Source organism: Kocuria salina, from assembly GCF_013368965.1.
Lineage (GTDB): Bacteria > Actinomycetota > Actinomycetes > Actinomycetales > Micrococcaceae > Kocuria > Kocuria rosea.
On record NZ_SSSF01000004.1, the window covers coordinates 151,045 to 167,708 of the forward strand.

19 protein-coding genes and 1 riboswitch are annotated in these 16,664 nt (G+C 75.8%); of the genes, 18 read left to right on the forward strand and 1 reads right to left on the reverse strand.

Annotated features, from left to right (window positions below):
* The first annotated feature begins 20 nt into the window (after positions 1 to 20).
* The 12 genes from fmt (at position 21) to E7Z53_RS09885 (ending at position 10,677) form a co-directional block, all read left to right on the forward strand.
* Positions 21 to 944: a methionyl-tRNA formyltransferase gene (gene fmt, locus E7Z53_RS09830; protein WP_017833940.1), complete on the forward strand. Its 924-nt coding sequence runs from the start codon at positions 21 to 23 to the stop codon at positions 942 to 944.
* Positions 941 to 2,530: an RsmB/NOP family class I SAM-dependent RNA methyltransferase gene (locus E7Z53_RS09835; RefSeq protein WP_176337680.1), complete on the forward strand. Its 1,590-nt coding sequence runs from the start codon at positions 941 to 943 to the stop codon at positions 2,528 to 2,530. The genes fmt and E7Z53_RS09835 overlap by 4 nt, the downstream gene beginning before the upstream one ends.
* Positions 2,531 to 2,561: 31 nt before the next feature.
* Entirely contained in the window at positions 2,562 to 3,227 is a 666-nt protein-coding gene (gene rpe, locus E7Z53_RS09840; protein ID WP_017833942.1) for a ribulose-phosphate 3-epimerase, read from the forward strand.
* Between the two features lie 55 nt (positions 3,228 to 3,282).
* A riboswitch (FMN riboswitch) is annotated at positions 3,283 to 3,446 on the forward strand.
* A 117-nt stretch (positions 3,447 to 3,563) separates the two neighbouring features.
* Complete coding sequence (ribD, locus tag E7Z53_RS09845) at positions 3,564 to 4,622, forward strand: bifunctional diaminohydroxyphosphoribosylaminopyrimidine deaminase/5-amino-6-(5-phosphoribosylamino)uracil reductase RibD (RefSeq protein ID WP_035924014.1); 1,059 nt, start codon at positions 3,564 to 3,566, stop codon at positions 4,620 to 4,622.
* Between the two features lie 80 nt (positions 4,623 to 4,702).
* Positions 4,703 to 5,380, forward strand: a complete 678-nt coding sequence (locus E7Z53_RS09850; protein ID WP_095651012.1) for a riboflavin synthase — start codon at positions 4,703 to 4,705, stop codon at positions 5,378 to 5,380.
* Complete coding sequence (ribB, locus tag E7Z53_RS09855) at positions 5,380 to 6,054, forward strand: 3,4-dihydroxy-2-butanone-4-phosphate synthase (RefSeq protein WP_126347014.1); 675 nt, start codon at positions 5,380 to 5,382, stop codon at positions 6,052 to 6,054. Before E7Z53_RS09850 ends, ribB begins: the two co-directional genes overlap by 1 nt.
* A complete protein-coding gene (locus E7Z53_RS09860) occupies positions 6,051 to 6,824 on the forward strand; it encodes a GTP cyclohydrolase II (RefSeq protein ID WP_176337681.1) in 774 nt (257 codons plus the stop codon). Before ribB ends, E7Z53_RS09860 begins: the two co-directional genes overlap by 4 nt.
* Positions 6,821 to 7,300, forward strand: a complete 480-nt coding sequence (gene ribH / locus E7Z53_RS09865; RefSeq protein ID WP_017833947.1) for a 6,7-dimethyl-8-ribityllumazine synthase — start codon at positions 6,821 to 6,823, stop codon at positions 7,298 to 7,300. The genes E7Z53_RS09860 and ribH overlap by 4 nt, the downstream gene beginning before the upstream one ends.
* 70 nt (positions 7,301 to 7,370) lie before the next feature.
* Positions 7,371 to 7,634, forward strand: coding sequence for a phosphoribosyl-ATP diphosphatase (locus E7Z53_RS09870; protein ID WP_017833948.1), 264 nt, complete (start codon positions 7,371 to 7,373; stop codon positions 7,632 to 7,634).
* A 60-nt stretch (positions 7,635 to 7,694) separates the two neighbouring features.
* The gene (gene hisG, locus E7Z53_RS09875; RefSeq protein WP_017833949.1) at positions 7,695 to 8,540 is read left to right on the forward strand and encodes an ATP phosphoribosyltransferase; all 846 of its coding nucleotides are present in this window, start codon (positions 7,695 to 7,697) and stop codon (positions 8,538 to 8,540) included.
* A gap of 42 nt (positions 8,541 to 8,582) precedes the next feature.
* On the forward strand, positions 8,583 to 9,347 hold the full coding sequence (hisF, locus tag E7Z53_RS09880; RefSeq protein WP_017833950.1) for an imidazole glycerol phosphate synthase subunit HisF: 765 nt from the start codon (positions 8,583 to 8,585) through the stop codon (positions 9,345 to 9,347).
* A gap of 325 nt (positions 9,348 to 9,672) precedes the next feature.
* Entirely contained in the window at positions 9,673 to 10,677 is a 1,005-nt protein-coding gene (locus tag E7Z53_RS09885; RefSeq protein WP_217905638.1) for an AraC family transcriptional regulator, read from the forward strand.
* A gap of 4 nt (positions 10,678 to 10,681) precedes the next feature.
* Here the strand turns inward: E7Z53_RS09885 and E7Z53_RS09890 are convergent, their stop codons facing one another.
* Complete coding sequence (locus E7Z53_RS09890) at positions 10,682 to 11,188, reverse strand: hypothetical protein (protein ID WP_126350090.1); 507 nt, start codon at positions 11,186 to 11,188, stop codon at positions 10,682 to 10,684.
* A 150-nt stretch (positions 11,189 to 11,338) separates the two neighbouring features.
* Between E7Z53_RS09890 and E7Z53_RS09895 the strand changes: the two genes are divergently transcribed.
* The 6 genes from E7Z53_RS09895 (at position 11,339) to E7Z53_RS09920 (ending at position 16,635) form a co-directional block, all read left to right on the forward strand.
* Positions 11,339 to 12,004, forward strand: coding sequence for a Pr6Pr family membrane protein (locus E7Z53_RS09895; RefSeq protein WP_017833954.1), 666 nt, complete (start codon positions 11,339 to 11,341; stop codon positions 12,002 to 12,004).
* Complete coding sequence (locus E7Z53_RS09900; RefSeq protein ID WP_176337682.1) at positions 11,970 to 13,472, forward strand: AAA family ATPase; 1,503 nt, start codon at positions 11,970 to 11,972, stop codon at positions 13,470 to 13,472. Before E7Z53_RS09895 ends, E7Z53_RS09900 begins: the two co-directional genes overlap by 35 nt.
* 78 nt (positions 13,473 to 13,550) lie before the next feature.
* The gene (gene hisI, locus E7Z53_RS09905) at positions 13,551 to 13,931 is read left to right on the forward strand and encodes a phosphoribosyl-AMP cyclohydrolase (protein ID WP_017833956.1); all 381 of its coding nucleotides are present in this window, start codon (positions 13,551 to 13,553) and stop codon (positions 13,929 to 13,931) included.
* Between the two features lie 53 nt (positions 13,932 to 13,984).
* Positions 13,985 to 15,583 (forward strand): anthranilate synthase component I, encoded by a 1,599-nt coding sequence (locus E7Z53_RS09910; protein WP_176337683.1) that lies wholly within the window; start codon positions 13,985 to 13,987, stop codon positions 15,581 to 15,583.
* Complete coding sequence (locus E7Z53_RS09915) at positions 15,576 to 16,175, forward strand: Trp biosynthesis-associated membrane protein (RefSeq protein WP_176337684.1); 600 nt, start codon at positions 15,576 to 15,578, stop codon at positions 16,173 to 16,175. Before E7Z53_RS09910 ends, E7Z53_RS09915 begins: the two co-directional genes overlap by 8 nt.
* A gap of 196 nt (positions 16,176 to 16,371) precedes the next feature.
* Positions 16,372 to 16,635 carry an HGxxPAAW family protein gene (locus E7Z53_RS09920; RefSeq protein WP_017833959.1) on the forward strand — a complete coding sequence of 88 codons (264 nt, stop codon included), beginning with the start codon at positions 16,372 to 16,374 and terminating at the stop codon, positions 16,633 to 16,635.
* Positions 16,636 to 16,664: the final 29 nt, after the last annotated feature.

Sequence of the window (16,664 nt, forward strand, 5' to 3'; positions counted from 1 at the left end):
CCCCACCCGTCAGGAGAGCCGTGAAGATCCTCTACGCCGGCACGCCGTCCGTCGCCGTGCCGCCCCTGGTCCACCTGGCCGAGCGGCCCGACGTCGAGATCGTGGCCGTCCTCACCCGCACCGACGCCCCCGTGGGGCGCAAGAAGGTGCTCACCCCCTCACCCGTGGCCGAGGAGGCCGGGCGGCGGGGCCTGCCCGTGCTCAAGGCCAACCGGGTGGACGCCGAGCTGACCGAGCGGATCCGGGGGCTGGGCGCGGACGTCGCCGCCGTCGTCGCCTACGGGGCCCTGGTCCCGCAGGCGGCCCTGGACGCCGTGCCGCACGGCTGGATCAACCTGCACTTCTCCCTGCTGCCGCAGTGGCGCGGCGCCGCCCCCGTCCAGCGGGCCCTGATGGCCGGGGACACGGTGGTCGGGGCCAGCACCTTCCTGCTGGAGGCCGGCCTGGACACCGGGCCCGTCCTCGGCACGATGACCGACGAGGTCCGTCCCGACGACACGGCCGGGACGGTCCTGGAGCGCCTGTCCCGCACCGCGGCGCCGCTACTGGCGGACTCCCTGCGCGCCGTGGTCGACGGCTCCGCGCGCCCGGCCCCGCAGCAGGGCGACGTGACCCACGCCCCGAAGCTCACCGCCGAGGACGGGCGGGTCCGCTGGTCGGACCCCGCCGTGGCCGTGGCCCACCGGGTGCGCGGGGCGACCCCCGAGCCCGGGGCGTGGACCCGGCTCGACGAGCGCCGGCTCAAGCTCGACCTCGTGCTGCCCCGCCCCGACGTCCGGGACCTCGCCCCGGGCCGGTGCGTCCTGCGCGGGGACGCCGTGCTCGTGGGCACGGGCTCGTACGCCGTCCAGCTCACCCGGGTGCAGCCGGCGGGGAAGAAGACCATGGAGGCCACCGCCTGGGCGCGGGGCCGCAGCACGGAAGAGGAAGTGGTGTTCCAGTGAGCGGGCACGAGGACAGGCAGGGCGGAGACCGGCGGGGCGACCGCGACCGGCGACCGGGAGGCCCGCGGCGCAGCGCGAGGGGCCACGAGCGCAACCGGCGGGCGCAGTCCGACCGCTCCTTCTCCTCGTCGGCGCCCGCGGGGCGCACGCGGCGGGCCGATCCGGCCCGGCTGGCGGCGTTCGAGACCCTGCGCGCGGTGTCCGAGGAGGGCGCCTACGGCAACCTCGTGCTCCCCAAGCTGGTCCGGGCCCACCACCTGGACCGGCGGGACGCGGGCTTCGCCACGGAGCTGGCCTACGGGGCGCTGCGCTGGCAGGGCACCTGGGACGCCGTGCTGGCCCGGTGCGTCGACCGGCCCCTGGGCGAGCTCGACGGCGCGGTGCTGGACGCCCTGCGCCTGGGCACCCACCAGCTGCTCGCGATGCGGGTGCCCGACCACGCGGCCCTCGACCAGACGGTGGGCCTCGTCCGGGCCGTCATCGGCGCGGGCCCCGGCGGGCTCGTCAACGCGGTGCTGCGCAAGGTCGCGGCCCGGGACCTGCCCGCGTGGATCGCGGAGCTGACCGCCGAGGCCGTCGACGAGACCGCCCGCCTGGGCCTGGCCCACGCCCACCCGGCGTGGGTGGTCCGGGTCCTGCGCCAGGCGCTCACCGCCCACGGGCGGGACGCCGCCGAGCTCGAGGCGCTGCTCGAGGCGGACAACGCCGCCCCCGTGGTCAACCTCGTGGCCCTGCCCGGTCTCGGCGACCTCGACGAGGCCCTCGCCGCCGGCGCGGAGCAGGGGACGCTCGTCCCGGGCTCGGCGCTGAGCAGCGGCGGCGACCTGCACCGGCTCGCCTCCGTCCGGGAGGGCGGGGTCCGCGTCCAGGACGCCGGGTCCCAGCTCGTCGCCCGCGCCCTGCTCGCCGCCGGCCAGGACGCCGACGGCGGCGCCGGGGGCGGGCGCTGGCTGGACATGTGCGCCGGCCCGGGCGGGAAGGCGGCCCTGCTGGCGGCGCTCGCCGACCGGCAGGGGGCGCACCTGACGGCCAACGAGGTGGCCTCGCACCGGGCCGAGCTCGTGCGCCGGGCCCTGCGGCCGGTCCCGGAGCGCGCCTGGACGGTGCACACGGGGGACGGGCGCGCCGCCGACGAGCTGCTCGGCGGCCGCCCCGTCGAGGAGGCCGGCTTCGACCGGGTCCTCGTCGACGCCCCGTGCACCGGCCTCGGGGCGCTGCGCCGCCGCCCGGAGTCCCGCTGGCGGCGCACCCCCCGCGACCTGGCGGAGCTCGGGCCGCTGCAGCGGGAGCTGCTGCACGCCGCCCTGGACGTCGCCCGCCCCGGCGGCCTGGTCGCCTACGCGACCTGCTCCCCGCACGCGGCCGAGACCCTCGCCGTGGTCCAGGACGTGCTGGCCCGCCGCGAGGACGCCGAGCTGGTCGACGCCCTGGCGCCGGTCCGGGCCGCGGCCCTGCCCGGCAGCCTCGACGGGGACCGCGACCCGTCCCGCCCGTGGGCGGGGGACGCCGGCCCCGCGACCGTCCAGCTGTGGCCGCACGTCCACGGCACGGACGCCATGTTCCTGGCCCTGCTGCGCAAGCGCTGAGCCCCCGACCGCCCGACCACCAGGAGTCCCCGTGCCCCGCACCTGCATCCACCCCTCGATCCTCTCCGCCGACTTCGTCAACCTCGAGACCGAGCTGGGCCGGATCGCCGCCGCCGACGCCGTGCACGTGGACGTCATGGACAACCACTTCGTCCCGAACCTGACGCTGGGCATGCCCCTCGTGGAACGGATCCTCGCCGTCAGCCCCCTCCCGCTGGACGTGCACCTGATGATCGAGGACGCGGACCGCTGGGCCGCGGGCTACGCCGAGCTCGGCTGCGAGTCGGTCACCTTCCACGCCGAGGCCGCGCGCGCCCCGCTGAAGCTGGCCCGCGAGCTGCGCGCCCACGGCGCCCGCGCCGGGATGGCCCTGCGCCCCGCGACCCCCGTGGAGCCGTACCTCGACCTGCTGCCCGAGCTGGACATGCTCCTGGTCATGACGGTGGAGCCCGGCTTCGGCGGCCAGGCCTTCCTCGACGTCACGCTGCCGAAGATCCGCCGGGCCGCCGAGGCGATCCGGGCCGGCGGGGGACGGGTGGCGCTGCAGGTGGACGGCGGGATCACCGAGGAGACCATCGTGCGGGCCGCGGAGGCCGGGGCCGACACGTTCGTGGCGGGCTCCGCCGTCTACGGCGCGGAGGACCCCGGGGCCGCGATCACGGCCCTGCGCGGGGCGGCCCGCTCCGCGCAGTCCTGAGCCGGCCGGCCGCGGGCCGCCGCGGGCACGCCCTGTGACATAATCGGGGCACGAACAACGTGTTCCGGGGTCGGTGGAAGTCCGAACCGGCGGTCACAGTCCGCGAACCGGACGACCACGTCCCTGCGGGCGCCCAGCGCCCGCACCGACGGGTCGCCCGGCCGAACCGGTGGAACTCCGGTACCGACAGTCACAGTCTGGATGGAAGGCAACACGTTCAACGGCCCTCGTGGCGTGCCGTCGACGGCACCCGCCACGGCGCCGTCCGGACCCGTGGGTCCCGACGGCGGCACCGTTGTCCTGCGCCCCGGTTCCGCCCCGGGAAAGGACGACGTGATGGACCCGCAGCACCGGACCGGCGACGACGCCGAGCGCTCGGTCATGCGGACCGCCCTGCACGCGGCGGCGCGCGGCCCGCGCGGGGCCAACCCCCTCGTCGGAGCCGTCCTCGTCGACGCCGAGGGGCGGATCCTGCACGTCGGCCACCACCGCGGGGCGGGCACCGTCCACGCCGAGGTCGACGTCCTGGAGCGCGCCGGGTCCGCCGGCACCGACCTCCGGGGCACCACCATGTACGTCACCCTCGAGCCGTGCAACCACTGGGGCCGCACCGGCCCGTGCGCCGAGGCGATCGTGGAGGCCGGTGTGCCCCGCGTGGTCTACGGCGCCCCCGACCGCACCGCCGCCGCCGCCGGCGGAGCCGCCACCCTGCGCGCCGCGGGCCTCGAGGTCCGCTCGGGGCTGCTGGCCGAGGACGCCGAGCGGCTCAACGACCGCTGGGGCGAGACCGTGCGCGCCCAGCGCCCGTTCGTGACCCTGAAGGTCGCCCAGAGCCTAGACGCCCGGATCGCCGCCGCGGACGGGACCAGCCGGTGGATCACGTCGTCGTCGGCCCGCGAGCACGGGCACGACCTGCGCGCCCGCGCCGACGCGGTCCTCGTGGGCAGCGGCACGGTCCTGGCCGACGACCCCCGGCTCACCGCCCGCACCGGCGACGGCGGCGTGGTCCCGCGGCAGCCCCTGCGCGTGGCCATGGGCCTGCGCCCCGTGCCCCGGGACGCCGCGATCCGCGGGACCGACGGGCGGTTCCGGCACGTCGCCACCCACGACCCCCACTCCGCCCTGGCCGAGCTCTACGACGCCGGCGTGCGCCACGTGCTGATCGAGGGCGGGGCCACCGTCGCCGCCGGCTTCCTGCGCGCGGGGCTCGTCGACGAGCTCAGCCTCTACCAGGCGCCCCTCGTGCTCGGGGCGGGACGGCCCGCCTTCGAGGAGCTGGGCATCGGCACCCTCGCGGACGCCTCCCGGTGGCGGCTCGACCCCGCCGGCGGCGGGCCCGTGCAGCAGCTCGGCCCCGACCTGTGGATCCACCTGCGGCCCGTCCCGCCGGACTGAGCGGACCGCCGGCCCCGAAGACCGACCGACAGACAGACAGACAGAGTCAGAGACCAGGACAGAGACAGAGGTAGCACCGCATGTTCACAGGAATCGTCGCCGGCCAGGGCACCGTGCGCTCGGTCGACCCCCGCCCCGACGGCACGAGCGCCCGCCTCCTCGTGGACGCCGGCCCGCTCGTGGCCGACCTGCCGCACGGCGGCTCCCTCGCCGTCAACGGGGTCTGTCTCACGGCCACGCGCACCGAGGAGATCGGCCCCGGGCAGTTCCTGGCCGACGTCATCGGCGAGACGCTCGTGCGCACCAACCTCGGGGCGCTGGCCGCCGGGGACACCGTGAACCTGGAGCGCTGCGTGCCCGCCGGCGGGCGGCTGGACGGGCACGTGGTCCAGGGCCACGTCGACGGCACGGGCACCGTCACGGTCCGCGAGGACCTGGGGGAGTGGGAGCGGGTCCGGGTCGCCGTGCCCGCCGAGCTCGCCCCGTTCCTCGCCGAGAAGGGGTCGGTCGCCGTGGACGGCGTGTCCCTCACCGTGACGGCGGTCAGCGCCCCCGGTGCCGGGGAGCACTGGTTCGAGGTCGGGCTCATCCCGGCCACCCTCGCCGAGACCACCCTCGGACGCCGCCCCGTCGGCGCGTCCGTCAACCTCGAGGTCGACGTCCTCGCGAAGTACGCCCAGCGCCTGCTGGCCTTCGCCCGGACCGACAGCACCCCGGCGCCGGAGACGGCCCGGACCACGGCAGGAGAAGGAGCATGATGCGGACCAGCAGCACCCACGAGGGGACCGGCCGCGGGGGCGACGGGGCGACCGGGGAGATCCGGCTCGACCCCGTGGGGGCGGCCGTCGAGGCCATGGCCCAGGGACGGCCCGTCGTCGTCGTGGACGACGCCGACCGGGAGAACGAGGGCGACATCGTCTTCGCGGCCGAGCACGCCACGCCCGCGCTGATGGGCTTCACCATCCGGCACAGCTCCGGGGTCGTCTGCGTGCCCATGACCGGGGCGCGGGCCGACGCGATGCGGCTGCCCCCGATGGTCGACGTCAACGAGGACTCGAAGGGCACCGCCTACACCGTCACGTGCGACGCCCGCCTCGGGGTGAGCACTGGCATCAGCGCCGCCGACCGCGCGCTCACCGCCCGGGTGCTGGCCGACCCCGCGGCCGGGCCCGGGGACATCACCCGGCCCGGGCACGTGCTGCCCCTCCGGGCCGCCGAGGGCGGGGTCGCCGTGCGCCGCGGGCACACCGAGGCCGCCGTCGAGCTGTGCTCCCTCGCCGGGCTCGAGCCGGTCGGCGTGATCGCCGAGCTCGTCCACGACGAGGGCGAGATGATGCGGCTGCCCGCCCTGCGCGCCTTCGCCGACCGGCACGGCATCCCGCTCGTGAGCATCGAGGACCTGGCGGCGCAGCTGCAGGAGGACCGCCGATGAGGCCGGACGCCCCCCTGGTCAGCTCCGAGCCCGTGGTGGTGCCCACGCCCGAGGGCCGGTTCGAGGTCATCGGCTGGCAGCTGCCGGGCGGGCCCGGGGACGCGGTCGCCGAGCACCTCAGCCTCACCGCGCCCTCCTCGGACCGCGTGCCCGTGGGCCGGCCCCCGCTCGTGCGGCTGCACTCCGAGTGCCTCACGGGGGACGTCTTCGGCTCCTACCGGTGCGACTGCGGGCCCCAGCTGCACCTGGCGCTGCGCCGGATCTCCGACGACGGCGGCACCCTCATCTACCTGCGCAACCACGAGGGCCGGGGGATCGGGCTGGTGAACAAGCTGCGCGCCTACAAGCTCCAGGACGGCGGGGCGGACACGGTCGAGGCGAACGAGCTGCTCGGCCTGCCCGCCGACGCCCGGGACTACACCGCCGCGGCGGCCATCCTGCACCGGCTCGGGCTGACCCGGATCCGGCTGCTGAGCAACAACCCCGCCAAGGCCGAGCGCCTGGCCGACCTGGGGATCGAGGTGGTCGCCATGGTGCCCAACGAGGTGCCGGCCCGCCCGGAGAACCACGACTACCTCGTGACCAAGCGGGACCGCATGCGGCACCGCCTGCGCCACGTCGACGACCCCACCGCCCACCGCGGCCCCGCGGCGGAGCCCGCCGACCGGACCGACCGCACCACCGACCGCACCACGGATCGCACGATCGACCGCACGTACGACAGCACCACCGACAGCACCACCAACGGCACAGGAGACCACACCCCATGAGCGGACACGGCGCCCCCGACATCGACCTCAGCACCGACGACGCGAGCGGCCTGCGCGTCGCCGTCGTCGCCTCCAGCTGGCACACCGAGATCATGGACGGGCTGGTCGACGGCGCCCGCCGCGCGCTCGCCGACGCCGGCGTGCGGGACGCGCCGGTCGTGCGCGTGCCCGGCAGCTTCGAGCTGCCCGTCGCCGCGGCCCGCCTCGCCCCGGGCCTCGACGCCGTGGTGGCCCTCGGCGTGGTCGTGCGCGGCGGCACCCCGCACTTCGACTACGTGTGCTCGGCGGCCACGCAGGGCCTCACGGACGTGTCGGTGCGCACCGGCGTGCCCGTGGGCTTCGGCGTGCTCACGTGCGACACCGAGCAGCAGGGCCTGGACCGCGCCGGGCTCGAGGGCTCCCAGGAGGACAAGGGCTACGAGGCCACGGCCGCCGCGGTGCGCACCGCGCTGCTGCTGCGCTCCCTCGGGGTCTGAGCCCCGTCCCGCGGGGCGTGCGGGCCCGCGCCGGTCCGGAGGCCGTCGCGGACCCATTACCCTGGTAGTCGTGAAAACCTTCGAGACCCTCTTCGCCGAGATCAGCGACAAAGCCGTGACCCGACCGGAGGGCTCCGGCACGGTCCGGGAGCTCGACACCGGCGTGCACGGCATCGGCAAGAAGGTCGTCGAGGAGGCCGCCGAGGTCTGGATGGCCTGCGAGTACGAGACCTCGGAGCAGGCCGCGGAGGAGATCTCGCAGCTGCTCTACCACGTGCAGGTGATGATGGTCGCGAAGGGCCTGCGGCTCGAGGACGTCTACCGCCACCTCTGAGCGCCCCGCCGCACCGTCCGTCCCCGCCCCACCGAACTCCCTGAGCCGAGAAGGAACCCCATGCTGCGTGTCGCAGTGCCCAACAAGGGCGCCCTGTCCGAGTCCTCCGTCACCATGCTCAAGGAGGCCGGCTACCGGCAGCGGCGGGACTCCCGCGAGCTGGTGCTCGTGGACCCCGAGAACAACGTCGAGTTCTTCTACCTGCGCCCCCGGGACATCGCGGTGTACGTGGGCGGGGGCATCCTCGACGTCGGGATCACCGGCCGGGACCTGCTCCTGGACTCCGGGGCCCACGCCGACGAGGACCTCGGGCTGGACTTCGCCCGCTCCACGTTCCGGTTCGCGGGCCCGGCGGGCGAGTTCTCCTCGATCGCCGAGCTGGCGGGCCGGCGGATCGCCACGAGCTACGACGGCCTGCTGCGCGACTACCTCGCCGAGCGGGGCGTGGAGGCCTCCGTGGTCCGCCTCGACGGCGCCGTGGAGTCCTCCATCCGGCTGGGCGTGGCGGACGCGATCGCCGACGTCGTGGAGACCGGCAACACCCTGCGGGCCGCGGGCCTGCAGGTCTTCGGCGACCCCATCATGACCTCCGAGGCGCTGCTCATCCGCAGCCGCGCGGCCGGGGAGCCCGAGGGCCTGGCCGTGCTCCGGCGGCGCCTGCAGGGCGTGCTCGTGGCCCGGCAGTACGTGCTGATGGACTACGACGTCGCCGAGGAGTACGTCGAGGCCGCCACCCGGATCACCCCCGGCATGGAGGGGCCCACCATCTCCCGGCTCGGCCGCGGCAACGCCTGGGCCGTGCGCGCCATGGTCCCCAAGTCCGAGACCAACAAGGTCATGGACGCCCTCTACGACGTCGGGGCCCGCGCCATCCTGGTCTCCCCGATCCAGGCCGCCCGGATCTGACCCCCTTCCCGCCCCATCCCCGCAGCCGAGGAGGTGCCGCCCGTGGGCGTTGCCGTACGTGTCATCCCCTGCCTGGACGTCGACGCCGGTCGAGTCGTCAAGGGCGTGAACTTCGAGAACCTGCGCGACGCCGGTGACCCGGTGGAGCTCGCCAAGCGCTACAACGAGGCCGGTGCGGACGAGCTGACGTTCCTCGACGTCACGGCCTCCTCGGCGGCCCGGGCCACGACCTTCGACGTGGTCTCCCGCACGGCCGAGCAGGTCTTCATCCCGCTCACGGTGGGCGGCGGCGTCCGCGCGGTCGCCGACGTCGACCGGCTGCTGCGCTGCGGCGCGGACAAGGCGTCCATCAACACCGCCGCGGTCGCCCGACCCGGCGTGATCGACGAGATCACCGGGCACTTCGGCAGCCAGGTGCTCGTCCTCTCCCTCGACGCCCGCCGCACCGGCAACACGCCCTCCGGCTTCGAGGTCACGACCCACGGGGGGCGCACGCTGACCGGTCTCGACGCCCTGGACTGGGCGCAGGAGGCCGAGGACCGCGGCGTGGGGGAGATCCTGCTCAACTCCATGGACGCGGACGGCACCCAGGCGGGCTTCGACCTGGAGATGATCCAAGCCGTGCGCGCCCGGGTGCACGTGCCCCTCATCGCCTCCGGCGGCGCGGGCGCCCCCGAGCACTTCCCGCCGGCGGTGGACGCGGGCGCGGACGCCGTGCTCGCCGCCTCGATCTTCCACTTCGGTCCCGTGCACGCGATCGCCGAGGTCAAGGACGCGCTGCGCGCGGCCGGCCACGAGGTCCGCTGAACGGCCCCGTGGTCCGGGACGGCCACCGGGCGTAGAGTCGACAGTGAGCTGACGACAGTCGCTCGACAGGCCGACCCGAAGGAGAGTCCACCGTGGGACTGAACAGCATCATCAGGAGCTTCACCGGACGTGCCGGGGGGACCGCCGGCCGTCCCGCCGGCGGACGCCGGGGCACCCGCGGAATGAACGCCGCCGGCCAGGCGGGCGCGGGCAGGAGCGGCCGCGGTCTGGGCGGCATGCTGCGCGGCCTCCTCAACCGCCGATAGCGCACCGAACCAGGAGCGGCCCCGGAACGGGGCCGCTCCTGCACGTGCCGAGGACATCCATGACCACGACCGAGCCGTCCGCCCCGGGCGAGGACTCCGGCCCCGCAGCGGACCCGGTCCGCCGGACGTCGTTCGCCACGAACGACGCCGACCGGGGCATCGCCGCCATGTCCGAGCTCTACACGGGTCTCGGCATGCGCCCACCCACCGACGCCTCGTTCGAGCCGCGCATGGCGGCGGCCTCGACGGGCCCGCTCCTGGCGCACCGGTTCCGGCTGTCCACCTCGGAGTCCTCCGGCACGGGCGACGTCTCGGGCACGTACTCGGTCGTGCACGTGCTGACCGGGCGGCTGACGGTCAGCTCCGGGAAGGAGCGCATCGGCACGACCCTGCCGTTCCTGCTGCCCCAGGGACCGTACGGCGGCCGGTGGGACGGGCTGCTGGAGCTGAGCACCGTGGTCCTGGACGCCCGCTCGGTCGAGGGGATCGCGCGCGACCTGCTCGGCGCCCCGGACTTCGCGCTGCGCTTCACGGGCAGCACGCCCGTGTCCGCGCAGATGACGCGGTACTGGCTGGCCCAGGTCCGGCACTTCCACCGGGACCTGCTGCCCAACGCGGAGGCGCTGCGCACGCCCCTGGTGCGGGCCGAGGCGTTCCGGTCGCTGGCCGGTGCCCTGCTGCACTGCTTCCCGAACACCTTCCTGGCGCAGCCGGCGCCGTCGGAGAGCGCACCGGCGCTGCCGGCGCAGGTGCGCCGGGCGGTCGCCTTCGTCGACGAGCACCTGCACGAGGACGTCGGTCTCGCCGAGATCGCCGCGGCGGCACGGATGAGTCCCCGCGGGCTGCAGGCCGCGTTCCGCCGGGAGCTCGGCCGCACCCCCGTCGGCTACCTGCGGGAGGCCCGCCTGGACGCCGCCCGGCAGGAGCTGCTCCGGGCCGACCCGGCCGGGGGAGCGACGGTCGCGGCCGTCGCCGCCCGCTGGGGCTTCGGCCATCCCGGGCGCTTCGCGACCGCCTACCGGGCCCGGTTCGGGGAGCCGCCCGGCACCACGCTGCACCGCTGAGACCTCAGGCTCGGTCCCCGTCCCGGCAAGTCCCCTCCAACCAGTCCCGCACCGGGACGAGCGCCTCGTCGAGCGCCTGCCCGTCGAACCGCGCCGAGGGATCCTCCGCCAGGTCCTCACCGTAGGAGTCGACCAGCAGCTGCACCCGCGCGTAGTCGGCGGCCAGCGCCGGAGGAGCGGCCCCGCGCACGGCCTCGACCTCGTCCTCGACGTCCTGCACCTCCGCCACGGTCGGGCCCGCCGAGAGGCCGGCCGGCAGCAGCGCGAGCACCAGGAGGTCGTCGGCGACCGCCGCGCACGCCTCCCGGCGGTCCGGATAGGCGCCCCACGTGACGTCCGTGGCGGGAGCGGTCGACGCAGCGGGGGAGGCCGGGGGCGCCGCGGCCGTGGGGGAGCCGGTCGGCGGGCCCGGGGCGCCGGGGCTCCCGCAACCGCACAGCACCGCGACGACGAGCGCGGCCACCGCCGTGCCGGGGGCGGCACGCCGCCCCGTCGCCGTCCTGGGATGCATCGTCTCGGTCCCGCCCGCCGTCGCCGCTCTGGTCCTGCTCCCACCATAGGCGCCGCCGACCCGACCTGGCAGGGCCACGGGCGGGCGGGCACGGCCTGGGGGTGCCGGAACTCCTATCCTGGAGCCCGGAGGGCCGGGAGGAGGACGAACGTGCGAGTCGTCGTCGTCGCCGCCCGGGCCTGCGCCCTGGCCGTCGCGGTCTGGGCCCTGGTCTCGCGGGCGGACTGCGCCTTCGTGACGCGCACCTGCCTGGGGTCGAACCTGTTCAGCTACTTCACGGTCCACAGCGCCGTGCTGCTGATCCTGGCCGTGCTGCTGGCCCTCCTGCACACCGCCGCCGGGGCGCAGGAGCCGGGCTGGCTGACCGGGCTCCGGGCGATGGCCACCACCTACACCGTGGTCTCCGGGGCGGTGTTCGGGGTGCTGCTGGCCAACGCAGAGCTGTTCGGCCACCTCTTCCTCGTCCCGCTGTCCTCGCAGGTGCTGCACTTCGTGCTGCCGGTCTACGCCGTGGCCGACTTCCTGCTGTGCCCGGGCCGCCGGCGGCTGCGCTGGGCCGCCACCTGGGCGTCCACCGTGTTCCCGGCGCTGTGGGCCGTGTACACCCTGGTCCGCGGGCAGCTGGTGGGCTGGTACCCGTACTTCTTCCTCGACCCCGCCCTGGTGGGCGGCTATCGCGCGGTGGGCACCTACGCCCTCGGGCTGTCCGTGCTGATCCTCGCGGTGTCCTTCCTGACCGTCGCCGCCACCCGTCTGCCCACCGTCCCGGTAGGGTCGGCCCATGGACGACTCCTCTCCCGCCGGCCCGGTCCCTGATCCGGACGACGCCCAGCTCCTGCGCTCGGTCCGGCGCCTGGTGGACCGCCTCGCCGCCCTGCCGCCCGAGCGCGGGGACGAGCCCACGCCGCTCGGGCGGCACCTGTCCGCGGTGCTCGGCGCGGACGTGCGCACCCTGCCCGTGGTCTCGGAGGACTTCGCCCCGCACCGCCTGGCGGACGTCGACATCGCCCTCGCCGAGCTGGCGGGGGACGGGCCGGGCTCCCTCCTCGGCGTCAGCGGCGGCCGGAGCCGCGACGACCTCGGCCTCGCCGAGCTGCTCACGGCCCCGTACTCCGGGGCTGACATCGGCCCCGTCGACTACGCGACCCGGGCCACGGGCCCGGCCACCGAGCGGCAGGTCGTCGCGTTCGGCATCCGGTGCCTCACCGTGGACGGGGTGCCGGTGGCCGTGCTCCAGCGCATGCCCCGGCCCGAGTACGGCCGGTCGCAGGTGGTCCTGGAGGTGCTCGCCGCGGACCCCGCCGTCTGCGCCACGTTCCTCGCCCGGCTGCGGGCGCTGATGCTCGAGCGCAGCGTGCTGCGCGGCCAGGTGCTCTCGTTCGCCGCCACCGAGTACGGCAGCGAGGCCGGGGCCACGTTCCTGCCGCGCCCGCACGTGCCCGCCGACGAGATCGTGCTGCCCCCGGGCCTGCTGGAGCAGGTGGTGGGGCACGTCGTGGGCATCGGGGAGCACCGCGACGCGCTCCGGGCCGCGGGCCAGCACCTCAAGCGCGGGATCCTGCTCCACGGCCCGCCGGGGACCGGCAAGACCCTCACGGTCCGGCACCTGCTCTCCGTCACCCCGGGGACCACGGCGATCCTGCTGACCGGGTCGGGCCTGCACCTCATCGGGGCCGCCGCCGAGGTGGCCCGCACCTTCCAGCCGTCGATCGTGGTGCTCGAGGACGTCGACCTCGTGGCGATGGACCGGGACCTCGGGCCCGGGCCCCAGCCGGTGCTCTTCGAGGTGCTCGACGCCCTGGACGGGCTCGACGGGGACGCCGACGTCGCGTTCGTGCTCACGACCAACCGCGTGGCCGTGCTGGAGCGGGCGCTCGCCGAGCGCCCCGGGCGCGTGGACCTCGCGGTCGAGGTGCCGCTGCCGGACGCGGACGCCCGGTCCCGGCTGTTCCGGCGGTACGCGGGGGAGCAGCGGTTCTCCGCCGCCGCCCTCGACGCCGCGGCGGCGCGCGCGGAGGGGACCACCGGCTCCTTCCCGAAGGAGCTGGTCCGCCGGGCCGTCCTCGCGGCGGCGGTCCGGGGCGAGGACGCGGCGGACGCGGACCTGTCCGCCGCCCTCGACGAGCTCCTCTCCGGTCGGGAGGCGCTGACCCGCCGGCTGCTCGGCCACGCGGACACAGGGGAGTCCCCCGACGAGTACGAGGACACGGACGAGGACACGGGCGAGGACACGGGCGAGGACACGGACGGGCTCCGGTGGTGCGCCCGGCCGGAGGCCCCCTGACGGCTCCGGCGCCCCCCGGCGGACGCCGGGGGGCGCCGGGGGCCGGGCCGCCCGGACAGGTCGATAGGATGGGTGGCGATGAGCGAGCAGACCCCCGACACCGGAACCGACGTCCTCGACCCCGCCGTGGCCCGGCGGCTCAAGCGCGACCCCTCGGGCCTCGTGGCCGCCGTGGTGCAGCAGCACGACACCCTCGAGGTGCTCATGCTGGGCTGGATGGACGACGAGGCCCTGCGCCGCACCCTCACGGAGGGCCGCGTGACGTTCTGGTCCCGCTCCCGCCAGGAGTACTGGCGCAAGGGCGACACGTCCGGGCACGTCCAGGCCGTGCACAGCGTGAGCCTCGACTGCGACGGCGACGCCCTCCTCGTCCGGGTCGACCAGACCGGGGCGGCCTGCCACACCGGCACCCGCAGCTGCTTCGACGGCCGCGACCTCGGCGCCGTCGCCGCCGTCTGAGCCCCGCCACCCTCATTCCTCCCGTCCGCCACCAGGAAGTCAGGTCGACACCCATGCAGGACCTGGGCAGCATCAGCCCCACGCTCGAGGAGTTCCGCGCGCTCGCCGCGGAGCGCCGCGTCATCCCCGTCCGCGTCAAGATCCTCGCGGACGCCATGACCCCGATCGGTCTCTACCGGGCCCTCGCCCTCGAGGACGGGGCGGCCCGGGCGGGCACGTTCCTCCTCGAGTCCGCCGCCGAGGGCGGCGTCTGGTCCCGCTACTCCTTCATCGGCGCCAACTCGCGGGCCACGCTCACCGCCCGGGACGGCGAGGCGCACTGGATCGGGCAGGCCCCGGCCGGCGCCCCCACCGGCGGCAACCCCGTCGAGGCGCTGCGGGACACCATGGCGCTGCTGCACACGGAGCGCTTCGAGGACGTCCCCCCGCTGACCTCCGGGCTCGTGGGCTTCGTCGGCTGGGAGGCCGTGCGCCGCTGGGAGAAGCTCCCGCACCCGCCGGAGGACGACCTGCGCATCCCCGAGCTGGCCATGAACCTGGTCTCGGACATCGCCATCCACGACAACACGGACGGCACCGTGATGCTCGTGGCCAACGCGATCAACTTCGACGACACCGACGAGCGCGTCGACGAGGCCTGGGCCGACGCCGTGGACCGGGTGCACGCGATGCTGGAGCGGCTCGCCCGGCCCCTCGGCCACGGCACGGCCTCGACGCTCACCGGCAGCGACGAGATCCGGGGGGACCTGGAGTCCAAGGTCGACCAGAGCTGGGACCGCACCCTGTTCATGAACTCCATCGTGGAGGGCAAGAAGGCCATCGTGGACGGGGACATCTTCCAGGTGGTCGTCTCCCGGCGCTTCGAGACCGGGTGCACGGCCGACTCCCTCGACGTCTACCGCATGCTGCGCGCCATCAACCCCAGCCCGTACATGTACCTGTACAGCTTCGAGGACGCCGGCGGCCGTCCCTTCTCGATCGTCGGCTCCTCCCCGGAGGCGCTCGTGACCGTCACGGGGGACCAGGCGGTGACCCACCCCATCGCCGGGTCCCGCCCGCGCGGGCGCACGGTCGAGGAGGACCTCGCGCTGGAGCGGGACCTGCTCCAGGACGAGAAGGAGCGCTCCGAGCACCTCATGCTCGTGGACCTCGCGCGCAACGACATCTCCAAGATCGCCGTCCCGGGCTCGGTGGAGGTCACGGAGTTCATGGAGGTGGAGCGCTTCAGCCACATCATGCACCTGTGCTCCAACGTCGTCGGCCGGATGCGCCCGGACGCCACCGCCTACGACGTGCTCGCCGCGACGTTCCCCGCCGGCACCCTCTCCGGGGCGCCCAAGCCCCGGGCCCTGCGCCTGCTCGACGAGTACGAGCCCCTGCGCCGCGCCGTCTACGGCGGCGTGGTCGGCTACCTCGACTTCGCGGGGGACATGGACATGGCCATCGCCATCCGCACGGCCCTGCTCGTCGACGGCAAGGCGTACGTCCAGGCCGGCGGCGGGATCGTCGCGGACTCCGACCCCGAGACCGAGGCCCTCGAGTCCCTCAACAAGGCCACCGCACCGCTGCGGGCGGTGCTGCTCGCCGAGCGGCTGCACGCCCTGGACCTCGACCGGGTGGCCGTGCCGGAGACGGGCGCCGGGCGTGCCTGAGGCCCGCGGCTCCCGGCGGGCGGCGCTGTCCCGGCGGTCCACGGTGGTGCTCGCCACCCTGGTCGCCGCCCTGTCCGTGTTCGCCTGCTCGGCCGCCACCTGGGTCTCCGCCACGGTGCAGACCACGCTCGAGCCCGTGACCGTGGACGTCGCCGGGTCCGACGCTGCGCCGGCCGTCACCGCCCTAGGGCTCGTCGCGGCCGCCGGTGCCCTCACCACGGCGATCTCCGGCCGGGTGCTGCGCACCGTGGTGTCCGTGGTGGTCGTGCTCGCCGGCCTCGGCGCCCTGGCGGCTTCCGTGGCCGTGCTGGCCGATCCGGCCGGGGCCGCGCAGACCGCCGTGGGCGAGGCCACCGGCATGATCAACGCCGGCGGCGACTTCGCCGTCACCGCCTGGCCCCCGCTCGCGGCGGCCGCCTCGGCGCTCGTGGCGCTGTGCGGCGCCTGGGCCCTCGTGGCCGGCCGCACCTGGACCGCGGCCCGGCGCTACGAGCGCTCCGGGGCGGACGGGCTCCCGGCCGGGACGGCCCGCTCCGGCGACGAGATCGACTCGTGGGACGCCCTCACCGAGGGTCGCGACCCCACCGCCTGAGCGCCCTGCCCGCCCCTGGGCTCCGGGCCCGCCGCGGCGGGGGAGCGGGTGCCCCGGGGCCCCGTGGGGCGTGCGCGGGCGCGGCCCGAGGGGTGGCACAATGGGACGGGACAGACTGTCAGCAACCGCCGCGCCCCGCCGGGGCCGTGCGCGCGGAGCCGGCCGGCTCCGGCAGGGAAATCGGGAGTGCAACAACATGGCAAACGGAAACGAGATCGTCCTCGACCACACCGGCTTCGTGGGGCACGGCAACACGCTGGCCGCGTGGGTGACCGTCGGCATCATGTCGGTGGGCGTCATCGTAGGCGTGGTGGGCTTCACGGTGGGCAGCACCGCCCTGTTGATCGCGGGCATCGTGCTGGTCGTCGTCGGGCTCGTCGCCGGCGCCGTGCTGAGCAGGATGGGCCACGGCAGCGGCTCCGAGCAGCGCAAGCACGAGGCGCGCCAGCACCAGGGCTGAGACCGGGCCGGCGCGGGCCGGCCCCGGGA

Bases quoted from the DNA above. Each gene is read 5' to 3' on its own strand.
- E7Z53_RS09885 (WP_217905638.1), top strand. From the start codon at position 9,673: ATGACCACGACCGAGCCGTCCGCCCCGGGCGAGGACTCCGGCCCCGCA.
- ribB (WP_126347014.1), top strand. From the start codon at position 5,380: ATGCGGACCAGCAGCACCCACGAGGGGACCGGCCGCGGGGGCGACGGG.
- ribH (WP_017833947.1), top strand. From the start codon at position 6,821: ATGAGCGGACACGGCGCCCCCGACATCGACCTCAGCACCGACGACGCG.
- E7Z53_RS09850 (WP_095651012.1), top strand. From the start codon at position 4,703: ATGTTCACAGGAATCGTCGCCGGCCAGGGCACCGTGCGCTCGGTCGAC.
- hisI (WP_017833956.1), top strand. From the start codon at position 13,551: ATGAGCGAGCAGACCCCCGACACCGGAACCGACGTCCTCGACCCCGCC.
- E7Z53_RS09910 (WP_176337683.1), top strand. From the start codon at position 13,985: ATGCAGGACCTGGGCAGCATCAGCCCCACGCTCGAGGAGTTCCGCGCG.
- E7Z53_RS09890 (WP_126350090.1), bottom strand. From the start codon at position 11,188: ATGCATCCCAGGACGGCGACGGGGCGGCGTGCCGCCCCCGGCACGGCG.
- hisG (WP_017833949.1), top strand. From the start codon at position 7,695: ATGCTGCGTGTCGCAGTGCCCAACAAGGGCGCCCTGTCCGAGTCCTCC.
- ribD (WP_035924014.1), top strand. From the start codon at position 3,564: ATGGACCCGCAGCACCGGACCGGCGACGACGCCGAGCGCTCGGTCATG.
- E7Z53_RS09920 (WP_017833959.1), top strand. From the start codon at position 16,372: ATGGCAAACGGAAACGAGATCGTCCTCGACCACACCGGCTTCGTGGGG.
- E7Z53_RS09900 (WP_176337682.1), top strand. From the start codon at position 11,970: ATGGACGACTCCTCTCCCGCCGGCCCGGTCCCTGATCCGGACGACGCC.
- E7Z53_RS09860 (WP_176337681.1), top strand. From the start codon at position 6,051: ATGAGGCCGGACGCCCCCCTGGTCAGCTCCGAGCCCGTGGTGGTGCCC.